This is a genomic window from Streptomyces sp. NPDC049597 (assembly GCF_040675505.1).
GTDB lineage: Bacteria > Actinomycetota > Actinomycetes > Streptomycetales > Streptomycetaceae > Streptomyces.
The window spans coordinates 60,919-84,434 of record NZ_JBFAOY010000010.1; the positions used below are offsets into that span (position 1 = coordinate 60,919).

General features: G+C 71.7%; 21 protein-coding genes. 8 read left to right on the forward strand and 13 right to left on the reverse strand.

Going from position 1 to position 23,516, the window contains the following annotated elements:
* Window positions 1-28 precede the first annotated feature (28 nt).
* Both glpK and AB0K02_RS14095 read right to left on the reverse strand, forming a co-directional pair.
* Window positions 29-1,543 (reverse strand): glycerol kinase GlpK, encoded by a 1,515-nt coding sequence (gene glpK, locus AB0K02_RS14090; protein ID WP_365992658.1) that lies wholly within the window; start codon window positions 1,541-1,543, stop codon window positions 29-31.
* Between the two features lie 40 nt (window positions 1,544-1,583).
* On the reverse strand, window positions 1,584-2,351 hold the full coding sequence (locus tag AB0K02_RS14095; RefSeq protein ID WP_365992659.1) for an IclR family transcriptional regulator: 768 nt from the start codon (window positions 2,349-2,351) through the stop codon (window positions 1,584-1,586).
* Between the two features lie 142 nt (window positions 2,352-2,493).
* Here AB0K02_RS14095 and AB0K02_RS14100 point away from each other — a divergent pair, with 142 nt between their 5' ends.
* Complete coding sequence (locus AB0K02_RS14100; protein ID WP_365992660.1) at window positions 2,494-2,922, forward strand: ATP-binding protein; 429 nt, start codon at window positions 2,494-2,496, stop codon at window positions 2,920-2,922.
* Between the two features lie 54 nt (window positions 2,923-2,976).
* On the opposite strand, the gene AB0K02_RS14105 is transcribed toward AB0K02_RS14100, so the two are convergent.
* Window positions 2,977-3,369 (reverse strand): J domain-containing protein, encoded by a 393-nt coding sequence (locus AB0K02_RS14105; protein ID WP_365992661.1) that lies wholly within the window; start codon window positions 3,367-3,369, stop codon window positions 2,977-2,979.
* A 313-nt stretch (window positions 3,370-3,682) separates the two neighbouring features.
* Between AB0K02_RS14105 and AB0K02_RS14110 the strand changes: the two genes are divergently transcribed.
* Both AB0K02_RS14110 and AB0K02_RS14115 read left to right on the forward strand, forming a co-directional pair.
* On the forward strand, window positions 3,683-3,871 hold the full coding sequence (locus tag AB0K02_RS14110; RefSeq protein WP_365992662.1) for a hypothetical protein: 189 nt from the start codon (window positions 3,683-3,685) through the stop codon (window positions 3,869-3,871).
* Window positions 3,872-4,354: 483 nt separating this feature from the next.
* Window positions 4,355-4,558 (forward strand): cold-shock protein, encoded by a 204-nt coding sequence (locus AB0K02_RS14115; protein ID WP_365992663.1) that lies wholly within the window; start codon window positions 4,355-4,357, stop codon window positions 4,556-4,558.
* Window positions 4,559-4,637: 79 nt separating this feature from the next.
* Here the strand turns inward: AB0K02_RS14115 and AB0K02_RS14120 are convergent, their stop codons facing one another.
* From AB0K02_RS14120 to AB0K02_RS14165, 10 genes are all read right to left on the reverse strand, one after another.
* Window positions 4,638-7,430 (reverse strand): SpoIIE family protein phosphatase, encoded by a 2,793-nt coding sequence (locus AB0K02_RS14120; RefSeq protein ID WP_365992664.1) that lies wholly within the window; start codon window positions 7,428-7,430, stop codon window positions 4,638-4,640.
* Between the two features lie 328 nt (window positions 7,431-7,758).
* Window positions 7,759-8,955 carry a M6 family metalloprotease domain-containing protein gene (locus tag AB0K02_RS14125; protein ID WP_365992665.1) on the reverse strand — a complete coding sequence of 399 codons (1,197 nt, stop codon included), beginning with the start codon at window positions 8,953-8,955 and terminating at the stop codon, window positions 7,759-7,761.
* Window positions 8,956-9,020: 65 nt separating this feature from the next.
* A complete protein-coding gene (locus tag AB0K02_RS14130; RefSeq protein WP_365992666.1) occupies window positions 9,021-10,286 on the reverse strand; it encodes an alpha/beta fold hydrolase in 1,266 nt (421 codons plus the stop codon).
* A gap of 160 nt (window positions 10,287-10,446) precedes the next feature.
* The gene (locus AB0K02_RS14135; RefSeq protein ID WP_365992667.1) at window positions 10,447-11,163 is read right to left on the reverse strand and encodes a GntR family transcriptional regulator; all 717 of its coding nucleotides are present in this window, start codon (window positions 11,161-11,163) and stop codon (window positions 10,447-10,449) included.
* Between the two features lie 45 nt (window positions 11,164-11,208).
* Window positions 11,209-12,525, reverse strand: a complete 1,317-nt coding sequence (locus AB0K02_RS14140) for an aldehyde dehydrogenase family protein (RefSeq protein WP_365992787.1) — start codon at window positions 12,523-12,525, stop codon at window positions 11,209-11,211.
* A 65-nt stretch (window positions 12,526-12,590) separates the two neighbouring features.
* The gene (locus tag AB0K02_RS14145; RefSeq protein WP_365992668.1) at window positions 12,591-13,595 is read right to left on the reverse strand and encodes a proline racemase family protein; all 1,005 of its coding nucleotides are present in this window, start codon (window positions 13,593-13,595) and stop codon (window positions 12,591-12,593) included.
* A 36-nt stretch (window positions 13,596-13,631) separates the two neighbouring features.
* Window positions 13,632-14,540: a dihydrodipicolinate synthase family protein gene (locus AB0K02_RS14150; protein ID WP_365992669.1), complete on the reverse strand. Its 909-nt coding sequence runs from the start codon at window positions 14,538-14,540 to the stop codon at window positions 13,632-13,634.
* Between the two features lie 67 nt (window positions 14,541-14,607).
* Window positions 14,608-16,095, reverse strand: a complete 1,488-nt coding sequence (locus AB0K02_RS14155) for an NAD(P)/FAD-dependent oxidoreductase (protein ID WP_365992670.1) — start codon at window positions 16,093-16,095, stop codon at window positions 14,608-14,610.
* A complete protein-coding gene (locus tag AB0K02_RS14160) occupies window positions 16,076-16,390 on the reverse strand; it encodes a (2Fe-2S)-binding protein (protein WP_365992671.1) in 315 nt (104 codons plus the stop codon). The genes AB0K02_RS14155 and AB0K02_RS14160 overlap by 20 nt, the downstream gene beginning before the upstream one ends.
* A gap of 33 nt (window positions 16,391-16,423) precedes the next feature.
* Complete coding sequence (locus tag AB0K02_RS14165) at window positions 16,424-17,599, reverse strand: FAD-dependent oxidoreductase (RefSeq protein ID WP_365992672.1); 1,176 nt, start codon at window positions 17,597-17,599, stop codon at window positions 16,424-16,426.
* Window positions 17,600-17,799: 200 nt separating this feature from the next.
* Between AB0K02_RS14165 and AB0K02_RS14170 the strand changes: the two genes are divergently transcribed.
* The 5 genes from AB0K02_RS14170 to AB0K02_RS14190 are packed head-to-tail and all read left to right on the forward strand — an operon-like array spanning window position 17,800 to window position 23,463.
* Window positions 17,800-19,545, forward strand: a complete 1,746-nt coding sequence (locus AB0K02_RS14170; RefSeq protein WP_365992673.1) for an ABC transporter substrate-binding protein — start codon at window positions 17,800-17,802, stop codon at window positions 19,543-19,545.
* Between the two features lie 9 nt (window positions 19,546-19,554).
* Window positions 19,555-20,481, forward strand: coding sequence for an ABC transporter permease (locus AB0K02_RS14175; RefSeq protein ID WP_365992674.1), 927 nt, complete (start codon window positions 19,555-19,557; stop codon window positions 20,479-20,481).
* On the forward strand, window positions 20,478-21,464 hold the full coding sequence (locus tag AB0K02_RS14180; RefSeq protein ID WP_365992675.1) for an ABC transporter permease: 987 nt from the start codon (window positions 20,478-20,480) through the stop codon (window positions 21,462-21,464). The genes AB0K02_RS14175 and AB0K02_RS14180 overlap by 4 nt, the downstream gene beginning before the upstream one ends.
* A complete protein-coding gene (locus AB0K02_RS14185) occupies window positions 21,464-22,468 on the forward strand; it encodes an ABC transporter ATP-binding protein (RefSeq protein WP_365992676.1) in 1,005 nt (334 codons plus the stop codon). The genes AB0K02_RS14180 and AB0K02_RS14185 overlap by 1 nt, the downstream gene beginning before the upstream one ends.
* The gene (locus AB0K02_RS14190) at window positions 22,465-23,463 is read left to right on the forward strand and encodes an oligopeptide/dipeptide ABC transporter ATP-binding protein (RefSeq protein ID WP_365992677.1); all 999 of its coding nucleotides are present in this window, start codon (window positions 22,465-22,467) and stop codon (window positions 23,461-23,463) included. The genes AB0K02_RS14185 and AB0K02_RS14190 overlap by 4 nt, the downstream gene beginning before the upstream one ends.
* The last annotated feature ends 53 nt before the right edge of the window (window positions 23,464-23,516 follow it).

The window sequence follows — 23,516 nt, forward strand, 5'->3', positions numbered from 1 at the left end:
GCCGCGGCGAGGCAGTGAGCGGGCGGTGTCATGACGTCCTCGGCGGCTGGATCCACCCCAGGGACCGCTCGACGGCTCGCTGCCAGCAGTCGTACTCGCGCTCCCGCCGTTCGGCGTCCATGGCCGGCAGCCACTGGGCGGCCCGGTGCCAGTTGCGGCGCAGGACCTCCATGTCCGGCCAGTAGCCGGCCGCGAGGCCGGCGGCGTAGGCGGCGCCGAGCGAGACCGTCTCGGCGACCAGGGGCCGTACCACGGGAACGTCGAGCACGTCGGCGAGGAACTGCATCAGCAGGTTGTCGGAGGTCATGCCCCCGTCCACCTTGAGCTGCTTCAGGGCGAGGTCGGAATCGGCGTTCATGGCGTCGACGACCTCCCGCGTCTGCCAGCCGGTGGCCTCCAGGACGGCTCTGGCCAGGTGGCCCTTCGTGATGTACGAGGTGAGGCCGACGATGACGCCGCGGGCGTCGCTTCTCCAGTGCGGTGCGAACAGACCGGAGAACGCGGGGACGATGTAGCAGCCGCCGTTGTCCTCGACGGTGCGCGCCAGGGTCTCGATCTCGGGTGCGCTGCTGATCAGACCCAGCCGGTCGCGGAACCACTGGACCAGCGAGCCGGTGACGGCGATCGGCCCCTCCAGGGCGTAGACCGCGGGCTGATCCACGATCTTGTAAGCGACGGTGGTGAGGAGACCGTGGCGGGAGCGGACGACGTCGGAGCCGGTGTTCATGAGCAGGAAACTGCCCGTCCCGTAGGTGCACTTCGCCTCGCCGGGCGAGAAGCAGGTCTGCCCGAACAGGGCCGCCTGCTGATCGCCGAGAGCGGCCGTGATCCGGGTCCCCGGGAGCACGGAGCGGGCCTCGCCGTAGCACTCGGCCGATGGCCGTATCTCCGGCAGCATGCGGCGCGGAACGCCGAAGAAGTCCATGAGCGCGCCGTCCCAGGTCAGCGTCCGCATGTCGATGAGCATGGTGCGGCTGGCGTTGGTGGCGTCGGTGATGTGCAGGCCGCCGGCCGCTCCACCGGTGAGGTTCCAGATCAGCCAGCTCTCCATCGTGCCGAACAGCACCTCGCCGTCCCGGGCCCGCTGCTCCAGCCCGTCGACGTGATCGAACAGCCAGCGGATCCGGGGCGCGGAGAAGTAGGTCGAGGGAGGCAGGCAGCAGCGTTCGAGGAAGAACTCGTCCCCGGGCCGGTTTCTCAGCTCGTCGACGAGCGGAGCGGTGCGGGTGTCCTGCCAGACGATCGCCTTCCCCAGCGGAGCACCGGTGCGCCGGTCCCAGAGCACGGTCGTCTCCCGCTGGTTGGCGATCCCGATGGCGGCGATCTGCCCGGCGTCCACACCGGCGTGGGACAGCGCCTCGGGCACCACGCGCTGCAGATTGCGCCAGATCTCGACGGCGTCGTGCTCCACCCATCCGGGCTGGGGGAAGTACTGGCGATGCTCTCGCTGGGCGACCGACACCAGCCGCCCGCTGTGGTCGAACAGGATGCATCGAGTGGAGGTGGTGCCCTGGTCGATGGACATCACATACCGAGCAACCATGATCGGGCCTGCCTTCCGATGTCGCGCGAGCCGCGGGTGCCTACCAGCGGGCCGCGCCCAGGTCTCTGGAGATCGCCCGTGCGGCCTCCCTGAGCAAGGTGATCAGGGCCGGTTGCGGCCGTCCTCCCGTGTCGCAGATCCGCTCCACCGGGCCGGACACGCCGAGCGCGCCCACCACGAGGCCGCCGTGCCCCCGGATCGGCGAGGCGATTCCGGCGTCACCCATGCTCATCTCCTGCACCTCGCAGCCCCAGCCGAGCTCGCGGATCTCGCCGAGCGCCCGGTCGAGCTCCTCGGGGAGCACCAGGGTGTGCCGGGTGTACGCCTCCAGTCCGGCCTTCAGCAGCGGCTCGACGGGCGTGGCCCCGAAGGCCAGCAGGACCTTGCCGAGCGAGGAGGCGTGGAGCGGCAGCAGCGCGCCGACGTCCAGGGTCTGGAGGGTGTCGTCCGGCCGGAAGACGTGGTGGACGATGAGCACCTTCCCCTCCAGGGGTGTGCCCAGGCGGACGGCCTCCCCGCTGCGGGCGGCCAGGGCGTCGGCCCAGTTGATCGAGCGCGAGCGCAACTCGTTGACGTCGAGGTAGCTGGTGCCGAGATGGAGCAGAGCCGCTCCGAGCTGGTACTTGCCCGTGGCCGCGTCCTGCTCCACGAAGTCCACGTGCTGGAGGGTGCGCAGGATGCCGTGGGCGGTGCCTTTGGCCAGTCCCAGCGACGACGCCACCTCGCCCAGCCCCAGCCTGCGAGGACCGGTGGCGAGCAGACGCAGGATCGCCGCCGCCCGTTCTATGGACTGGACCGGGCCGACCATAGAACGATGGTAGTCCGAGTCTTCGACCGAAGACCTCCGTTCGACAATGCCGACCGCTGTTCATTGACCGACCGCTGCCCCCTCCTTAGTTTTTCATCACGCCCGGCCACCGGCCGGCAGCGCTTCCCGAGGAGGACGGGCCATGACAGTGGTGCAGCTCAGCGCAGAGCTTCCCGAAGAGGTCACGCACGTCTTTCCGCTGCTGCACGCCCCCATGACCGCCTCGGTCGTGCGTCGGCGTGTACGCGCGGTCCTCACGGACTGGCGCCTGTCCGCCGAGGTCGCCGAGGACGTGCTCCTGCTCGCCTCGGAGCTGCTCACCAATGCGATCACCCACGCCCTGCCCCCGGCGACGCTGCGGCTGTCGCAGGTTCTGGTGGACGGGCTCAAAGCCGTGCACATCGAGGTGACGGACGCGGGACCCGCGGCCCCGGCCGACCCGCCGGCTTGCGGTCCCGACCCGGACGAGCACGGCCGGGGCATCGGAATCGTCATGGCGCTGTCGGCCAGGTACGGCGTGCGAGAGCATGCCGACGGGACCAGCTGGTGGGCGGACGTGGTCGTGAGCTGACCTCGGCGCGACAGGATCTGCCCGACGGGAGTGAGACCCAGACGGGAGGGAGACCTACCCGTCGAGCGGCCGCACCCGCACAGGCCCCACGCGCACGGTCGCACCCCGGAGGGGGAACCACGGCCGGGGACCGAGGACCACCACCGCCCGGAAGGCGTACACCACCGGTTCCTCCGGCTCGACGTGCGGCGGCCTGGCACGTGCGGGACGAGGCGTCGTGGCGGTGCGCGTCGCGTCGTACGCCGCGCGCCGCCGCGGGTCGCGCAGGACGTCGTACGCCGCCAGCACAAGATCCAACTGCTCCCGGCGTCCCTGGGGGTCATCGGGGCGGACATCAGGGTGCAGCGCCCGGACCAGCTTCCGGAACGCGGTCGTGATCTGCGTCGGCGACGCCGTGGGCGACACCCCCAGCACCGCGTAGTGGCTCTCGTGTCCCTGCTTCGGCACTGCTCTCACCTCCCCCAGGAAGGCTGCGGCGGCTCCCGGCTCCCTGAACGGGGCCGGGCGCTGGACGGCCGGAAACCGGCGGTGACCTTTCCTTTATACAACCGGCACCTCTCGACTTGACAAGGGCCCACTCGACCCGGCACACACGACAGTGACGGCCGACGAGTCCGGCCCGTCGGCCGGGCCGGGAGGGACATCCCCCAGGCCTCCTTGGCCGGCCGCACCCCCCGCTGGCTCACACCGCCTCGTGGGGCGAGCATGAAATAGCGCTTTCCCGGCAGCACCCGGAGACTCGACGGATCAGGGAGGCATCATGAATGCCGACACCACGTGGGGCGGAGTGACGCCCGACAAGCATCTCCACGCCGGCTCGGAGGGAGAGGTGACCGCAGAGGACGTGGTTCTCGCCTCGGGCCGGGAGATCACACCGAAGAATCTGGAATGGGCGCAGCGCCGCATTGCGGAGAAGGGCCGCGCCGCTCTCGACGAGTTGCTTCCCTGAAGGCTTCGCCCCGCCCCGGGGGAAGCCGGCTGCGCGCTCGGCACCTTCCGGGGCAACGGCTCCCGGCGCTTCGCATCAGGGTCTGGCGACGTATGCCACGATGAGGGACCGTCCGGGCCGCCCAGCCCGGCCCCAGCAAGAGCGGTCCCCATGAAGGAACACATCCACGTCCGCCTCAACCGGGGCATCGCCGTCTCAGAAGAAGGCGAACTCGTCGAGCAGCTCGGCTGCCGATGCGGAGCCACCTGGACCAGGACATATCGAGCAGGAACCACAGAGCCGGAGTAGGGGCGGCCCGCCGGGCACGCGCCAGGCGCCCGCACCCGTCGCCGCCCGGCTCGACGCGGTGACCGCGCCGACCGACCGGAAGGATCACTCGTGCGTGTGGGCGTGTCGTCGCCACAGGAAGCCGGACAGCCATGACGATCGCTTCGCACCCCGACACGGATTCGTCCCGTGTCCGCACGGAGGAGAACAAGCACGATGGCTACCGGCACCGTGAAGTGGTTCAACCCGGAGAAGGGCTTCGGCTTCATCGCGCAGGACAGCGGCGGCCCGGACGTGTTCGTCCACTACTCGGCCATCAACGCGACCGGATTCCGCGAGCTCATGGAGGGGCAGAAAGTGCAATTCGAGGTCGTCCAAGGGCCGAAGGGGCCCCAGGCCGAGAACGTCACCCCCGCCTGACCCTCTCCTGCTCCGGCGCCCCGCGATCAACCGACGCGGGGCGCCCGCATGTGCGTACCGGGATCCCCGCCGCACGGCGTCAGGGAAGGGGCTGCTCGGTCCAGATGACCTTGCCGTCAGGCGTGTAGCGGGTCCCCCAGCGCTCGGTGAGCTGGGCGACCAGGAACAGTCCGCGTCCGCCCTCGTCCTCGCTCCTGGCGCGCCGCAGCCGGGGCGAGGTGCTGCTGCCGTCGCAGACCTCGCAGATCAGCGCACGGTCGCGGATCAGCCGCAGCTGGACCGGGCCGGTGGCGTGGCGGATGGCGTTGGTGACCAGCTCGCTGGCGACCAGTTCCGTCGTGAAGGCCAGCTCGTCGAGGCCCCAGGCGGCGAGCTGACCGGTGACCGTCGCACGGGCCCGGGAGACGACCGCCGGGTCGCTCGGCAGGTCCCACTGCGCGACCCGCTCGGGCCCGAGCACGTGGGTACGGGCGACGAGCAGGGCCACGTCGTCACTCGGCCTGCTCGGCAGCAGTGCGTCCAGAACCGCCTCGCAGGTGTCCTCCGGCGGCCGGTCGGCGCGGGTCAGGACAGTGCGGAGCCGGTTCAGGCCGGAGTCGATGTCCCGGTGCCGGTCCTCGATCAGACCGTCGGTGTACAGCACCAGCTGGCTGCCTTCGGCCAGGTCCAGCTCGACGGTCTCGAAGGGCATCCCACCGAGCCCGAGCGGCGGCCCGGACGGCAGATCGACGAACTCCGCCGTGCCGTCGGGCCGGACGACCGCGGGCAGCAGGTGCCCGGCGCGGGTGAGACTGCAGCTGCGCGACACCGGGTCGTAGACGGCGTACAGACAGGTGGCTCCCACGATCCCGGAGTCCGGCTGGGTGTTCTCCGCCGCCCAGCCGTCTTCCCGGTCGAGCCTGCCCACCAGGTCGTCGAGGTGGGTGAGGAGGTCCTCGGGCGGCAGGTCGAGGGAGCAGAAGTTGTGGACCGCGGTCCGCAGTCGGCCCATCGTGGCGGCGGCGTGCAGGCCGTGACCGACCACATCGCCGACGACCAGCGCCACCCGGGCGCCGGAAAGCGGGATCACGTCGAACCAGTCACCGCCCACGCCGGCCTGCGCGGGGAGATAGCGGTAGGCGACCTCGACGGCACTGTGCTCGGACCGGCCCCGTGGCAGCAGGCTGCGCTGCAGGGTGAGGGCGGTGTTGTGCTCGCGGGTGTAGAGGCGTGCGTTGTCGATGCAGACGGCCGCACGGGCCGCCAGCTCCTGGGCCAGCGACACGTCGTCGTCCTCGAACGGAGCGGGCTTCTCGGAGCGGTAGAAGCTCACCACGCCGAGGCTCACGCCCCGGGCCCGCAGCGGCACCGTGATCAGGGAGTGGACGCCGGCCGCCAGGACCCGCCCGAGGCGCTCAGGGTCCTGGGCGATCCAGCCGTCGGCCCGGGGCAGTACGGGTTCCAGCACCGACTTCCTGCTCTCCAGGCTGCGGGCCTGCGGGGTGGACGGGACGTAGCGGACCGTGTCGCCGACGCCGTACAGATGCGACTCCTCGTGGACGGCTCCCAACGCGACCCTGCGCAGCGAGGTGTCCGCGCCGAGCGGTCCCGGCTCGTCGCCTTTCAGCACGGCGTCGGGCAGATCCACGGCGGTGAAGTCGGCGAACCGGGGGACGGCCACCTCGGCGAGCTCCTCCGCGGTGCGGGTGACGTCCAGCGTGGTGCCGATCCGGACGCCGGCCTCGTGCAGGAGCTCAAGGCGCCTGCGGGCCAGCACGGCCAGCCGGCCGACGCCCGGCTCGCCGAGGAGCAGCAGCCGGCCGGTCGCGCCGTCGTCCGTGACCGGTACCGGACGGGCGGTGGGTGCGGGCGGCCGTGCGGGGGTGAGGGGGACGGTGGGCACGGCGGGCACGGTCACCGGTGCCGGAACGGCCGTCTCCGCGGGCACTACGGAACGCAGCCGTGGACCGCCGAGGACGCGTGCCTCGACGACCACGCCGGTCTCGCCCGCGGCGGCCTCGACCTGGCGGCGCAGCAGGATGGCGGTCCGGCCACCTGAGAGGGTCACCTCCTCGTGGGTGCGCTGGGGGGAGGCGATGAGTTCCTCGGCCTTCTCCCGCAGCACGACGCGGTCGATCCGGCTGAGGTCTCCGCCGTCGTGGCCCCTCCCCCGTCCGCCCGGAGGTGCGGACTCGGGCTGCCTCGGCCAGTCGCCCGGGGAGGGGCCGGCCCGCTGGTAGGCGGCGAGAAGGGCCCGTTCACGTTGGGTGGCCTGCTCGAGCAGCCGCGCCTCGATGTCATGGGCGGCTTCGCGGACCAGCCGCAGCATCGCGGGGTCGCCGTTGTCACGCAGGCAGGTGAGATCGAGGATGGCCTCGATACGCCCGCTGAGGGGGTCACGGACGGGCGCTCCCGCGCAGGCGAAGGGCTGCAGGCAGTCCGCGAAGTGCTCACGTCCGACGACGTAGAAGGGCTTGCGCTCGGCCAGGGCGGTGCCGACGCCGTTGGTGCCGATGACCAGTTCTGAGGCATCGAATCCAGGGGCGAACCGCACATCGTCGAGGCGGCCGCGCAACTGCGGATCGCCGCCGAGCCGCTGGACCATGCGGCCCTGTCCGTCGCACAGCACGACCGTCATGCCCACGTCGGACAAGGACGCGGTCAGGTTCTTGAGGACGGGTTCGGCCGCCAGCAGGAACCGGTCGTCCAGGGCCAGGTCCGACGCGTAGGGGGCAAGCAGCCGGTCCGGGGCGAGCCCCGCGTGCCGGCACCGCTTCCAGGAGTCGAGCACCGAGTCCCGGACATCCGTGTCGACCCGCGCGCCGGCGAGGAAACGCTCGTGGGCATCGACGAGCCCGCCGATGTCGTCCCAGGCGACGGACAACGGGATCACTTCCCTCACCCGGGGGCCCGTCGCGCGCCGCCACTCGGCTCGCCGGCCGGCGGGGTCTCCCGGCCCATTCACCCTAGACCTTCCGTGAGCCATATCACAACATCGGCAAAACGGCTTCCCCGGGGGGTCGAGCAGCCGCGGTTCCCCCACGCCGACGACGTCGACCCGGTCGTGGCCTGCGCCGTCTCCGCGCGTTCGCCGACGTGCTGCTCGTACAGGCCACCGGGGCGACCGCGCACGGCGTGGACCGAGGGCGAGCAGAGGGCCGCGACCGACCGGGGGTTCACGGCCCTCGCTGCGCGCGGTTCCGAGAGGCACCGCCCAGCCCTCAGGGCATGCGCAGCCGCACCACATCGCCGGCGTCTCCGCCCGCCAGCACCTCGATGCGGGCGCCGCTGTCCGGGTCCGTGAAGATCTGGCCCGAGGTGTGGGCCGCCAGGTCGAGCGCGGTGCACCCGGCGGGCGGGGTCTCGGACGGCTTGCCGTTCACGACCCGGATCGGGCCCTCGCCGGTCGGCGTCGCGGAGTCGACCTTGTAGATGAGGACGCCGGCCGAGCAGGCTCCCCGGTCGATCCCCTCGCGGCGGCGGGACTCCGCGACGTACGCCGTGGTCTCGCCGGTCCGCAGTACGGCGATCTTGGTACCGCCGGGCCGCTCGACCGGGGTCAGACGGACGGCACGGTGCCCGGAGGCGTCGAGGCAGGCGACCTGGGCGTCGCGGGTCCAGCCCAGCTTCCAGGTGTGCCAGCCCAGGTACTGGGGAGCGTGGCCGGCGATGTTGCCCATCACGTCCCAGCCGCCCACGTACTGATGGGTGGGGCCGGTGAAGGAGTACAGGTCGGGGAGGCCGAAGGTGTGGCCGGTCTCGTGGGCGACGACTTTGTGACCCCAGCGCCAGAGGTCCTGTCCGAAGGTCACCCCCCACTTCAGGCGGGTTCCGTCGGCGGTCACGCCGGGCGTGTGGGGATCGTAGAGGTAGGTCGGGGAGAAGGAGATCGCGGACGCCGCCCTGGTGGGAACGACATAGACCATGTCGTAGCGGGAGAAGTCCGCGTACGGGTCGGCGGACTCGATCGCGTCGCGTACGTACTTCTCGTGCGTCTCGAAGGTCAGGCCGCGTTCGAAGCCGTACGTGTGCGACTCCGCCGGCATGCGGATCCAGCGGTGCAGTGAGGTGAGGGACAGACGGGAGCGGCCGTAGCTGGCCGTACGCATCCAGTCGGCGGCCGGGGCCAGTTGGGCGGCGTACTCGTCCGTGGGCTCCGTCGCCCGCGCGTCGGGGAAGTCGACGAACAGGGTCAGCACCCGCCGAGTTCCTGTGGAGGGCTGGAACTGGACCGGATCGGTGGCGTGGCCTTCGTCGGTCCACCCGGTCTTGCCGGGGAGGGCACAGGCCGAGGCCGGAACGGCGGGCCGGTGCCCAGGAGTTGGGGCGGCCGCGTTCGCGTTGGCCGGGACGGTCAGGGACGAGCCGAGGACGAGAGCCGCCGTGAGGGAACGCAGGCGGATCGGCAGTGCAGGCATGAAACCCCCATCGGATGCGGGTGATTGCTGAGGGGAAAGGAGACGAAGGCGGGGAAAGCGGACGGCTATGCGCGGCCGGCCGCCAGGTCCATCAGCCGGGCGAGCACACGGCCACCGGAGGCGGTGACGCCGTCGTGTTCCCACTCGTTGGTGACCCAGGTCCGCGTGGCACCGACTTCGCGTGCCGTGCGCAGGGAGAGGCCCGCGTCAACGTACATGTCGTCGTGGTAGACGACCGCGGCCAGCGGGACCTGGTTGGCGGCCAGGCGGCGAGGGTCGTAGAGCGGCGGCCAGTCGGTGCGCCGGGCCAGGAGGTCCGCGGCGTCCGCGAAGGGGCGCAGGCCCTTGATCTCCCGGAACATCCAGGGGTAGATCATTTCTCCGGTGAGCAGGAGCGGGTCGGCCTCATCGGCGAACTCGGGGAAGCCGTCGAGCGCCCGGGAGGCCGCCCAGCCGGTCGGACCGGCGCCCTGCCCGTACAGCGTCTCCTGCAGGACGGCGAAGAGCGGGTTGTCGGTGAATCCGGTCAGGGCCTCGGCCTGGTGGAGGAAGGTGTCCGTCAACTCGCCGTTCGAGTCCAGGGATTCGTCGAGCAGCCAGTGGATCCGTTCGTGGCCGTCGCCCATGCCGAGCGCGAGGCCGAGGGTACGCAGGCGGCGGGTGGTCAGGCGGTCCCCTCCCGGCAGCCGGATGTCGTCGGTCGCCAGGAGATCGGCGATCCGGCGCAGTCGGGGGGCGTCGTCCGGATAGCGGGCGTAGAAGTCGAGGACCCGCTCCCGCACCCGGGGGTAGGTGCGGGCGTACACGTCGTCGGCGGTCGCGGTGAGGCCCGGCAGGCCGCCGCTGACGTAGCAGGCCCGCAGACCCTCCGGCTTCTGGGAGAGGTAGGTGAGGGTGACGAACCCGCCGTAGCTCTGGCCGAGCGTCTCCCACGGCTCGTCGCCGCACAGGCGGCGGCGTATCAGTTCCGCGTCGGCGACGATGGCGTCGGCACGCAAGCAGGCCAGATACGCGGCCAGTCGGGCCGGCGAGTCGAACCGGGCGGCCGTACGGGCGGTGATCGGGGTGGAACGGCCGGTGCCGCGCTGATCGAGGAGGAGCACCCGGTGGGTCTTCAGCGCCTGGGGAAGCCACCCCGGCGAGCCCGCCGAAGGCCGTGGCGCCTTGCCGCCGGGACCGCCCTGCAGATAGAGCAGCCACGGCAGTCGTTCGCCGGTGCGGGCCGGGTCGACGACTTCACGCGCGAACACCTGGATGGTCGGGCCGGCCGGAAGGGAGTGGTCCAGCGGGACGGTGAAAAAGTGATCGGTGACGGCGTACGCCGGGTTCATAAGTCCCTTCCCCCATGGGAGTTGCACACGGCGAGGACCGAGTGAAGTGTGACATTGCATGAACGAGCGTGATTCAGCGGGCTCGTTCCGAGAAGCTCTCACTCGGGCATAGCAGGGTGTTATGGGTCCTGGGGCGCCTCGGGCCGACCGCCGTGCCCCCTCAGGCCGACCGCTTGATCCGGGCCCTTCCCGAGCCTCCGGCCGGAGAGGACCCGCCCCCGCCGGCCCACAGAGAGCGCACATGACCCAAGTGCCGGGCCATGCACTTCTCGGCCCCCTTCGCATCACCCGCGAGCATCAGGTCGAGCAGCTCCAGGTGCTCCTCCGCCGAGGGGATCAGCTCGCCACCCTCGTCAAGGGCGGTGAGGCCGTACAGCCGGGAGCGCTTGCGCAGGTCTCCGACGGTCTCGACGAGGCGGTCGTTGCCCGAGAGCGCGAGCAGCGACAGATGGAACCGCCGGTCGGCCTCCAGGTAGCCGACCAGGTCGTGGTCGCGGGCGGCCCGGACGATCTCCTCCGCCACCGGACGCAGCGCCTCCAGCTCCTCGCGCGCCGCACTGCGGGTGACTCGGCCGACGGTGGGGATCTCGATCAGGGCACGGATCTCGGTGTACTGGTCGAGGTCGCGCTCGCTGACCTCCGTCACTCTGAAGCCCTTGTTCCGGACGGGCTCGACCAGGCCCTCACGGGCCAGGTCGAGCATCGCCTCGCGGACGGGGGTGGCGGAGACACCGAAGTCCTCGGCGAGAGCGGGCGCCGAGTACACCATGCCCGGGCGCAGCTCACCGGAGATCAGGGCCGCCCGAAGGGCGTGGCTCACCTGGTCGCGCAGCCGCTCGCGGGTGGCGTTGAGATCGGTCTGCTTCAGGTGGCCCATGGAGGTTCTGGTCCCTTCGGTCCGGTAAGCACCCACCGTACAATGTCATGTTGCCCGGGGAGGGGTCAGGGTGTAGGTGCGGCTTGAGGTGTAGAACTCCAGGGCCGCCCTGCCCTGTTCGCGAGGCCCGTGACTCGACGCCTTGGCACCTCCGAACGGCAGATGGAAGTCGACGCCGGTGGACGGTGCGTTGATCCTGATCATTCCTGTGTCGAGCCCGTCGAGTCCGCCGAGGGCGGTGTTCAGATCGGCGGTGTGGACCGACGTGACCAGGCCGTACGGCACCGAATTGGTGATCTGGACCGCGTGGGCCAGGTCCTCGGCGGGCAGCAGGGCCGCCACGGGTCCGAAGACCTCCGTGCGCAGCAGGCGGTGCTCCGAGGGGACCTTCTCGACCAGGGTCGGGGCCGCGAACCAGCCGGGACCCTCAGGCACGGTGCCGCCGACCAGTGCGCACAGGCCGTGCCAGGAATCGCGGACCTGGTCGCGGGCGTGCTGGTCGATGAGCGGCCCGCTCACGGTGGCCGCGTCGGCCGGATCGCCGAGGGGAAGGGCCCGGAGCGCTTCCGAGAGCGCCTCGCGCAGGGGGTTCAGGGCCGCTCCGACCGCGATGACACGGCTGGTGGCGGTGCATTTCTGCCCCGCGTAACCGGCGATCGCGGCGGCGATGTGGGCAGCGGCCGTCTCGATGTCGGCGTCGGGGAGGACCACCGCCGCGTTCAGACCCCCCATCTCGGCCTGGACCGGGATGCCCCGGGCCGCGCCGCCGCGTGCGACGGCCTGGCCGACGGCGGTCGAGCCGGTGAAGGAGACGACATCGGCGGAGGAGACCAGCGCGTTGCCCTCCGTCGCCCCGCCTGGCACGACGGTGAAGACGCCCTCCGGCAGGGCCCGCTGGACGATCTCGGCCAGGCTCATGGCGCACGCGGTGGCCTCGGGGGCGGGCTTGAGGACGACCGCGTTGCCGGCGGCGAGCGCCGGGGCGGCCTTCCAGCTCGGAATGGCGAAGGGGAAGTTCCAGGGCGTGATCAGTCCGGCCACGCCGTGCGGCCGACGGCGGGTGAGCAGCAGACCGGCGCCCACGGCGGGCTCGTGGACCGCCCCCACGGGCTCGTACGGTGCCTGGGCGTAGTAGCGCCAGATCGCGACCGTGCGCGCGACCTCGGCGCGGGCTTCGGTGAGGGGCTTGCCCACCTCACGGACGGCGAGCGCGGTCAGCTCGGGCCCCGCGGCCTGGATGGCGTCGGCGGCCGACGCCAGAGCGGCCGAGCGGGCGGCCGCCCCGCCGAGCAGCCACCTCTGCTGGGCGGCTCGCGCCCGCTCCACGGCGTCGGCCGACGCGGACGCGCCGGGCGACGGCATCTGCAGCAGCACGTCGGACGGGTCGGCGGGGTTGCGCGAGGTGATGACGGGGCGTTCGGTGGCGGTCACAGGAGGAAACCTCCGGGGAAGGGGTCGTCCGGATCGAGGAAGTACTGGGCTGTGCCGGTGATCCACGCGCGTCCGGTGACGGTGGGGACGACGGCGGGTCCCCCGCCGACCTCCGTCTCGGCGACCAGTCGTCCGGTGAAGCGGGTCCCGATGAAGGACTCGTTGACGAAGTCGCGGTGGAGCGGCAGTTCACCGCGGGCGTGCAGCTGCGCCATGCGCGCGGAGGTGCCGGTACCGCACGGGGAGCGGTCGAACCAGCCGGGGTGGATGGCCATGGCATGGCGGGAGTGGTGGGCGTCGGAGCCGGGGGCCGTGAGGTGGACGTGCTTGACTCCGGCGATCTGGGGCTGTTCCGGGTGGACGGGCCGGTCCGGCGATGCGTTGATCGCCTCCATGATCGCAAGTCCTGCCGTGAGCAGCTCGTCCTTGCGGGCGCGGTCGAACGGCAGGCCCAGCGCGTCGAGTTCGACGAAGCCGTAGAAGTTGCCGCCGAAGGCGAGGTCGTAGGTGACCGTGCCGTAGCCGGGCACGGTCACCTCGCGGTCCAGGCCGACGCAGAACGACGGCACGTTGGTGAGCGTGACCGACTTCGCCGCCCCGTCCTCCACCTGTACGTCGACACAGACCAGGCCGGCCGGGGTGTCGAGCCGCACGGTGGTGACCGGTCCGGTCACCGGGACCATGCCCGTCTCGACGAGGACGGTGGCAACGCCGATGGTGCCGTGGCCACACATGGGCAGGAGCCCGGACACCTCGATGTAGAGGACGCCGTAGTCGGCGTCGGGCCGGGTGGGCGGCTGGAGGATCGCGCCGCTCATGGCCGCGTGCCCGCGCGGCTCGTACATCAGGAGCGTCCGGAGCCGGTCCAGGTGCTCGATGAAGTGGAGCCGCCGCTCGGCCATGGTGGCACCGGGGATCACACCGACGCCACCGGTGATCACCCGTGTGGGCATCCCCTCGGTGTGCGAGTCGACGGCGTGGAAGACGTGACGCGTGCGCACGGGTCTTTCCCTTCCCTTCGGTCGGAGGCGGACCGGTCAGCGGTGACCGTCGGCCACGGCCTTCTCGGTGGCGCGCCGGACTCCCGCCTCGGTCTCCCCGGTCAGCGGGAAGCGGGGCGGGCGGGTGGGGCCGCCGGGCCGGCCGACGATGTCCATGGACAGCTTGATGGACTGGACGAACTCCGTCTTGGAGTCCCAGCGCAACAGGGAGTGCAGGGACCTGTAGAGCGGGAGGGCCGTCGCCAGATCACCGTCGACGGCGGCGCGGTACAGCGCGGAGCAGGCGGCCGGGAACGCGTTGGGGTATCCGGCGATCCATCCGACGGCGCCGGCCAGGGCGAGTTCGAGCAGGACGTCGTCGGCACCGATCAGCAGATCGAGTTCCGGGGCGAGCTCGGCGAGTTCGTAGGCCCGGCGGACGTCCCCGCTGAACTCCTTGACCGCGACGATGCTGCCGTCGGCGTACAGCCCCGCGAGCAGCCCGGGGGTCAGGTCGACCTTGGTGTCGATGGGATTGTTGTACGCGACCACGGGCACGCCGGCCCGGGCGACCTCGGCGTAGTGGGCGCGTACGGCGGGCTCATCGGCCCGGTAGGCGTTCGGGGGCAGCAGCAGCACCGAGCCGCAGCCCTCCACGGCCGCCTGCTCCGCCCAGCGCCGGGCCTCGCCGCTGCCGTAGGCGGCGACACCGGGCATGACCCGGGCCCCGTCGCCCGCTGCCTCCACGGCGGTACGGACGACACGGGCGCGCTCCTCGGCGGTGAGGGTCTGGTATTCGCCGAGCGAGCCGTTGGGCACGACGCCGTCACAGCCGTTGTCGATCAGCCAGCGGACGTGCTCGGCGTAGGCGTCGTGGTCGACGGACAGATCCTCCCGCAGGGGCAGGGTGGTGGCGACCATGATGCCGCGCCAGGGGGTGGCACTGTTCCAGTTCTTGGCAGTCATGTGAGGCCCTTTCAGTAGAGTGTGACATTTCATGAGCGTTCATGGCGTCCCAGGAGGGCGGGAACGCCTACCGCTGCCGGATGTCCCCGGCCTCGGCGCTTTCGGGATCGGCCCTGCCGGCGTCGGCCTGATCGAGGGCGGCCAGCACCGAGAGGGGAACCGGTGTGGCGAACGGGCGGCGTTCAGCCGGGGGCTCGGCGTCGCCGTCGCGCGCCGCGAGGCAGGCCACGGCCGTCCCGCACATCCGTCCCTGGCACCAGCCCATGCCCGCCCGCGTGAACAGCTTGACGGTGCGCGCGTCGCGCGCCCCGAGCTCGGCGACCGCCTCACGGACGCGCCCGGCGGTGACCTCTTCACAGCGGCACACGTCCGTGTCGTCGCTCAGCCACCCCGGCCAGCCCGACCCGGGTGCGTGGGCGGCGGCCATCACCTCGGCGAAGGCACGCATGCGGTCCCGACGACGGCTCAGTCCGCGGATGCGGCCCCCGGAAACCCGACTCCCCCGCAGCCGGACGGCGGCCGCGACCCCCGCCAGCTCGCCCTCCACACGGGCCAGTTCAGCGCCTCCCACGCCCCCGGCCTCGCCGGCCGCCCACAGGCCGCGCACCGAGGTCTCCTGGAGAGAGTCGAGGGCGAGCGCGAGGGTGCCGTCGGGCACTGTGCGGGTGGCGCAGCCGAGCGCCACGGCCAGTTCGATCTGCGGGACGAGCCCGTGCCCGACGGCCAGCGCGTCGCAGGCGATCCGCCGGCCCGACCCCTGTACGGGCCGCCAGTCGCCATCGAGGCGGGTGACCGTGACGGCCTCCACCCGGTCGGCGCCGTGCACCTCGGTGACGGCGCTGCGGGTCAGCGGCCGCACACCGTGCCGCAGCAGCGCTCCTGCGTGCAGGAGCGCCTCGGCCGCCTTGTGCGGGTTGGTGACGAGCGCCCGAGGGTTGCGGGCGTAGCGCAGGTACCCGGACGCCTCCACCACCGCCGGCACCCGCGCCCCCGCGGCGGCCAGCGAGGAGGCGACGGCGAGAAGCAGGGGGCCGCTGCCCGCCACGACGATCCGTCTGCCTGGCAGGACGAGGCCGGATTTGAGCATGGCCTGCGCTCCCCCGGCACCGACGACACCGGGCAATGTCCAGCCGGGAAAGGGAAGTTGCCGCTCGTACGCGCCGGCGGCGAGCAGGACGGCGCGGGCACGCACACGGGCGTGGCGTTCGTCCGCCCCGTCGGGGCCGACGACGGCGTGAACCGTCCAGGGGCCGTCGGCGGCCTCGTCGCTCCTGGTCACGCTCCATGCGTGGTGCCCGGCCAGATGGGTCACGTCGCTCTCGGCCAGGCGTCGGTGCAGGTCGCGGAAGGCGGACCAGTCGTGGTGCAGGGCTTCGGGCCGCACGGCGCCGAGGGTCGGCGCCGGATGCCGGTAGAACTGTCCGCCGATCTGCGCGGAGGCGTCCACCAGGGCGACGGACAGGCCGAGTTCACAGGCGGCGACGGCGCCCGCGATTCCGGCGGAGCCCGCTCCGATGACCACGAGGTCGTACGGTTCACACGCCGAGGCGGTCATGGCCGTGTCCTTCCTGGGTGGTGATCTCGTCGCCGGGGCGCGCGGGAACCAGGCAGGCGCGACGGTTGGGCTCCCCGTTGATGGTGGCCAGGCAGTCGTAGCACTGGCCGATGCCGCAGAACGCGCCGCGCGGCCGGCCACCCTTCCGGGTCGTGCGCCAGGCGAGGATGCCGGCTCCCCACAGGGCGGCGGCCACGGACTGCCCGGGCAGGGCGGCGACGGGACGTCCGTCGAAGGCGATGTCGAACGACGGATCGGGCTGCGCCCCGACCACGTCGGCGGGGGTTCGGGCCACGGATCCTCTCCTTTCGTGACGGTGCGCGTGGGTTCAGGAGGACGCCGAAGCGAATCGCCCGGGCCTGAACGGTTCGATGTCGAGCGGGAGTTCACCCCCGGTCAGGCACCGGGTGACGATCTGTCCCGTCACCGGTGCGAGACCGATCCCCGCCCCTTCGTGCCCGCATGCGTGCAGCAGGCCGGGGACGCGGGGGTCCGGACCGATCGCCGGCAGGTGGTCCGGCAGATAGGGCCGGAATCCGGTGTACGTGCGTATCGCCCGCACGCCGGCCAGCACCGGGAACAGGGCCGTGGCCCCGGCCGCGAGCCGCCGCACCACCTCGGCGGAGAGCGACCGGTCGAAGCCGACCCGCTCCCGGCTGGCACCGATGAGGACCGGTCCCGCCGGGGTGCCCTCGACCACGGCCGAGGTCTGCAGCGCCGCCGACCCGCTGGCCACGTCCGCCACGTAGTCGGCGGCGTACACCTTGTGGCGCACCACCCGCGGCAGCGGTTCGGTCACGAGGACGAGGCCCCGGCGGGGCAGGACGGGAAGCTCCACCCCGGCGAGACGCGCGAGGTCACCGCCCCAGGTTCCGGCGGCGTTCACCACGTACGGGGCGGAGATCTCCCCGGCCGTCGTCCGGACGCCGCGCACCTCTCCGGAGGCACCGGTGACGATCGCCTCGACCTCCTCGCCGAGCCTGAGCCGGACGGCATCGCGACCGCCGCCACGCTCTTGGCCCGCACGCAGCAGGTGGGCGGCGGCGAGGGCGGGCATGACCTGGGCGTCCTGCGGATAGTGGAAGCCGCCGGCGAGCCGGGGGGCGATGTGGGGTTCGAGCTCGGGCAGCAGGTCGGCCGGGACCTCCCGGGCGTCGACACCGGCCTTGACCTGTCCGGCGGCGAACGCCCGCAACGCGTCCATCCCATCCTCGTTCGAAGCGACGACGAGCCCGCCCTTGGGCTCGTACTCGATGTCCGGCGGGAGGAGCTCGGCCAGCTCTCGCCACAACGCGCTGGAGAGCAGGGCGAGTTCGAGTTCCGGGCCGGGCTCCTTGTCCGAGACCAGGAGGTTCCCCTCCCCCGCCCCCGTGGTGCCGCCCGCGACGGGGCCGCGGTCGACGACGGTGACGGTGAAGCCGGCCCGGGCGGCGTAGTAGGCGCAGGCCGCGCCGACGACGCCCGCGCCGACGACGACGAGGTCCGAGCTTTTTCTCGTGAGCACGGCAGTAACATTTCACATTGCACACCGCCCGACAAGTCCCCCGTCACCCCGAAGCCGGCGAGCCGCGTCGGACACGGATGGGTAACAGGGTCCCCGATGGGTTGTCAGTGCAATTTCACATTACTATGTTACGCGTCACGTTCCAGTCGCCGCTCGCCGCCGAGCCCGGCTGTCCGACTCTGCTCTCGGAGTGATCACTGATGGACAAGCGCACCCGTACCGCACTCGCCACCGCGCTGGTGGCCGCCCTCAGTCTGGGAGCGGCCGCCTGTTCCGGCGGCAAGAAGGCCGACGACGGCCGTGGAGCCAAGAATCCCGCGACCGCGAACAACGGCGCGGTGCTCGGCGGTACGCCGCAGAAGGGCGGCACCCTGACGATCCTGTCCAACCAGGACTTCACCCACCTCGACCCGGCCCGGAACTGGGTCGTCAGCGACATGGACTTCGGCACGCGCCTGCTCTACCGCACCCTTGTCACGTACAAGTCGGAACCCGGGGCGAAGGGCGGGGAGTTGACTCCCGACCTCGCCGAGGACCTCGGCACCTCGTCCAACGGAGCCAAGACCTGGACCTTCAAGCTCAAGAAGGGGCTGAAGTACGAGGACGGATCGCCCATCACCGCCCAGGACATCAAGTACAACGTCGAGCGGTCCTTCTCGCCCGACCTGCCCGGCGGCCCCGACTACGCCGCCCGCTACCTCGCCGGCGCCGAGGGCTACCAGGGCCCGTCCCAGGGCAAGCAGCTCGACTCCGTCAAGACCCCCGACGACCACACGATCGTCTTCGAACTGCGCAAGCCCTTCGCCGAGTTCCCCTACGCGACCGTGCTGCCCACCTTCGCCCCCGTACCGAAGGCGAAGGACAACGGCCCCCAGTACGACAACCGTCCCTTCTCCTCCGGCCCGTACAAGATCGAGTCCTACTCCCGCGACAAGCAGCTCACCCTGGTCCGCAACACCCACTGGGACCCGAAGACGGACACGGTGCGCAAGGCCTACCCGGACAAGCTCGTCATGACGATGGGCCTGAAGGCCACTCAGATCGACGACCGGCTCATCGCCTCCTCGGGCGCCGACGCCTCTGCCGTCCAATGGCGCAAGCTGAGCCCGGAGAGCACCTCCAAGGTGCTCACCAAGGCCGACGTCAAGGCGCGGCTGCTCGCCGAGTCCAGCAACTGCACCGAGATGGTGCAGATGCACACCGGCCGCGCCCCCTTCGACAACCTCAAGGTCCGGCAGGCCGTGCAGTACGCCCTGGACCGGGAGGCGGTCATGACCGCCTCGGGCGGCCCCGCCCTCAACGATCCGGCCACCGCCCTCATGCCGGGGTCCCTCTTCGCCGGCAAGCAGCCCGACACCCTGAAGATCCCGCTCACCGGTGACGTGGAGAAGGCCAAACAGCTTCTGAAGGAGGCCGGCCGGGCGAGCGGCTTCTCCACCAGCATCACCGTCTCCAACGGCGACAAGGGCGTCGGGGAGGCGATCCAGCAGTCCCTGGGCCGGGCCGGGATCAAGGTCGTCATCGAGACCGTCGACCCCTCGGCCTTCTACGACACCATCGGCGACACCAAGAACCGCACGGACCTCGTCTACACCGGCTGGTGCCCGGACTATCCCTCCGGCTCCACCTTCCTGCCCTTCGTCTTCGACGGCCGCTACATCAAGGAGAAGGGCAACTCAGGCAACCACTCCCTCTTCCGCGACGACGCGACCATGAAGCGGATGGACGAGATCGCCGCCATGACGGATGCCGGCCAGGCCGACAGGGCCTGGCAGGAGCTGGACGGCCAGATCCTGGCCAAGGCCCCGACCGCGCCCGCCGTCGTCGAGCGCATGCCCCTGCTGATCGGCACCAACATCGCGGGCGCCTTCGGCCACACCTCCTTCGGCGGTCAGCTCGACTACGCCACCATCGGCCTCAAGGACCCTTCCAAGAGCGGTAGCTGAGTGTCCGTCATGTCCACCACCTCCGCACCCGCCGCCACCGGCAGCGGCCCCTGGCAACTCGCCCGCGCGGAACTGCGCCGCCGCACCTCTGTGAAGCTCTCGCTCGCCGTGGTCGCGCTCTTCACGCTGATGGCCGTGGCCGCCCCGCTGCTGAGCGCGCTGGGCGGCTGGGGGCCCGAGGAGTTCGACAAGAGCGCCGTCGATCCGTACCTGGGCGGCCAGCCCATCGGTCCGCTCGGCGGAGTCTCCGCCGAGCACTGGCTCGGAGTCGAACCCGTCACCGGCCGCGACCTGTTCGCCCGGGTCGTGCACGGCGCCCAGGTCTCCCTGCTCATCGCCTTCGCCGCGACCGCGATCGTCGTCCTCGCCGGGACGGCGGCCGGCATCGCCGCCGGGTTCTTCGGCGGCCGCACCGACGCCGTGCTCTCCCGGCTGATGGACCTCACCATGTCCTTCCCCTCCCTCATCTTCATGATCGCGATGATGTCGGTGGCCCGGGACGTCAACCGGATCCTGTTGATGACCGCCGTCATCGGCCTCTTCGGCTGGCCTGGCATCGCCCGCGTCGTGCGCGGCCAGACCCTCTCGCTCAAGCACCGCGAGTACGTCGACGCCGCCCGCGTCGGCGGATCGGGGCCCTTGCGGATCCTGGTCCGCGACATCCTGCCGGGTGTCGCCGGGCCCGTCATCGCGTACACCACCCTGATCATCCCGGGGATGATCGCCACCGAGGCGGCGCTGAGCTATCTCGGCGTCGGCGTGCGCCCGCCCACCCCCTCCTGGGGCCAGATGATCGCGGAGAGCGTCGCGTACTACGACACGGATCCCATGTACTTCGTCGTCCCGAGCATCTGCCTCTTCCTCACGGTGCTCGCGTTCACCCTGCTCGGGGACGCGCTGCGGGACATCCTCGACCCGAGAGGAAGCAGCGCGTGATCCTCTACCTCGGCCGCCGGCTCCTCGGCGTGCTCGGCGTCCTGATCGCCATCGCCGCCGTCACCTTCACCATCTTCTACGTCCTTCCCTCCGACCCGGCGGCCTCGGCGTGCGGCAAGTCGTGCAGCGTCGAACGCCTGGAGGCGATCCGCGCCCACATGGGCCTGGACGACCCGCTGTGGCGGCAGTTCACCGACTTCGTCACCGGCATCTTCACCGGCCGCACCATGGGCAGCGGGCAGTACGCCCTGCACTGCGAGTTCCCGTGCCTGGGCTACTCGTACGAGAACAGCCAGGGCGTCTGGGACCTGCTCGTGGACCGGCTTCCGGTCTCCGCCTCGCTGGCCCTGGGCGCTGCCGCGATATGGCTGCTGCTCGGACTCACCGCGGGGGTCACCGCCGCCCTGCACAAGGACACGTTCACGGACCGCGCCCTGATGGTCGGCGCGGTCGCCGCCGCCTCGCTGCCCGTCTACTTCACCTCGGTGATGCTGATCTACGGACTGATCCGGGTGGCCGGACTGCTGCCCTATCCGCAGTACGTCCCCTTCGGCTCCGACCCGGTCGCCTGGGCCTCCAACCTGCTGCTCCCCTGGCTGGCGCTCGCGATCCTGTACGCGGCCATGTACGCCCGGCAGAGCCGCAGTTCGATGATCGAGAGCATGGCGGAGCCGTACATCCGCACAGCCCGCGCCAAGGGTCTCCCGCGCCGCACGGTGGTCGTCAAGCACGGACTGCGGGCGGGCATGACGCCCATCCTCACCATCTTCGGGATGGACCTGGGCGGTCTGCTCGCGGGCGCGGTGATCACCGAGTCCATCTTCGGGCTGCCCGGCATCGGACGGCTCTTCTACGGCGCCCTGTCCACCGGGGACCAGCCGGTCATCCTCGGGGTCACGCTGCTCGCCGCCGCCTTCATCGTCGTCGCCAACCTGGCCGTCGACCTGCTGTACGCCGTCGTCGACCCGCGAGTGAGGTACTGATGGCCGACTCCTCCCCCCTGCTGTCGGTACGAGCCCTGACGGTCACCTTCCCGACGAAGCGCGGCCCGGTCCGGGCCGTCGACTCCCTCGCCTTCGACGTGCCGCGCGGCCGCACCCTCGGCATCGTCGGCGAGTCCGGCTCCGGCAAGTCGGTCACCTCGCTGGCCGTGATGGGCCTGCACACCGGCGCCGAGGTCACCGGCTCCGTCACCCTGGACGGGCAGGAGCTGATCGGTCTGTCCGACCGCGAGCTGAACGCTCTGCGCGGCCGGAAGATGGCGATGATCTTCCAGGACCCGCTCTCCAGCCTGCACCCGTACTACACCGTCGGGGAGCAGATAGCCGAGCACCACCGGGTCCACTTCGGCTCGGGCCGGAAGACCGCCCGTGAGCGGGCCGTGGAGGCGCTCGCCGAGGTCGGTATCCCCGAACCTCGGCGCCGGGCCGGCGAGTACCCGCACCAGTTCTCGGGCGGTATGCGACAGCGGGTGATGATCGCCATGGCGCTGGTGTGCGAGCCCGAACTCCTCATCGCCGACGAGCCGACCACCGCCCTGGACGTCACCGTCCAGGCCCAGATCCTGGAGCTGATCGCCCGCCTCCAGCAGGACCGGGGGCTCGCCGTCGTCATGATCACCCACGATCTGGGAGTGGTCGCCCGGGTGGCCCACGACGTCCTGGTGATGTACGGCGGCCGGGCCGCCGAATGCGCCCCGGTGGACGACCTGTTCGCCGCGCCCGCCCACCCGTACACCCGTGGTCTGCTCGACTCGCTGCCCCGGCTCGACGACCACGACGACGCCCCGCTGCGGGCGATCCCGGGCAGCCCGCCGTCTTTGCTCGACCCGGCACCGGGCTGCGCGTTCGCGCCCCGCTGCCCCCGGGCGGCCGCCGGCTCCGCGGAGGAGCGGGCGCGCTGCGCCGGCGAACGCCCGCTGCTCGGCGGCCCGGACGGGCATCCGGCCGCCTGCCACTTCCCCGCGTACGAAGGCATCGCCTCATGACGACGACCACGACCACAGCCACTGCATCCCCGCCCCTGCTCCGGGTGCGGGACCTGACGATGACCTTCCCCGGGCGGCGGGCCCGCTCGGCCCCGGTACGGGCCGTCGACGGCGTCGGCTTCGACGTGGCGGCGGGCGAGACCCTGGGGCTCGTCGGCGAGTCCGGCTGCGGCAAGTCGACCACCGGCCGCCTGATCGTCCGGCTCCTGGAACCCACCGTCGGCTCCGTCTCCTACGAGGGACGCGACATCAGCCATCTGTCCCAGCGGGAGCTCAAGCCGCTCCGCCGCGATCTGCAGATGGTCTTCCAGGACCCGCACTCCTCGCTCAACCCCCGGCACACGGTGGCCCGGATCATCTCCGACCCGCTGATGGTGCAGGGGAGTTCGGCGTCCGATGCGCGCAAGCGGGCCGTGGAGCTGATGGATCTGGTCGGACTCATTCCCGAGCACGTCGACCGCTATCCGCACGAGTTCTCCGGCGGTCAGGCCCAGCGCATCGGCATCGCCCGCGCGCTGGCCACCAGCCCCCGGCTCGTCGTCGCCGACGAACCCGTCTCCGCCCTGGACGTCTCCGTCCAGGCCCAGATCGTCAACCTGATGGAGCGGCTCCAGCGCGAACTCGGGCTCGCCTACCTCTTCATCGCCCACGACCTGTCGGTCGTCAAGCGGGTCTGCGACCGGGTCGCCGTGATGTACCTCGGCCGGATCGTGGAGATCGGCACGAAGGAACGGGTGTACGCGGCCCCCGCCCACCCCTACACCCGCGCGCTGCTGTCCGCCGTGCCGCTGCCCGACCCCGCGGCCGAGCGGACCCGGGAGCGGATCACGCTGCTCGGCGACCCGCCGAGCCCGGCTGCTCCCCCGTCCGGCTGCACCTTCCACCCGCGCTGCCCCAGGGCCCAGAACATCTGCCGGACCGAGGCCCCGCTGTTGCGCGTCGCCTCGCCCGGCGAGGCTCGCCAGGTCGCCTGCCACTTCCCCGAAGCAGGCTGAGGCACGGCTGTGCCCCGGCTCCTGTCGAGGAGCCGGGGCACAGCCGTACGCGT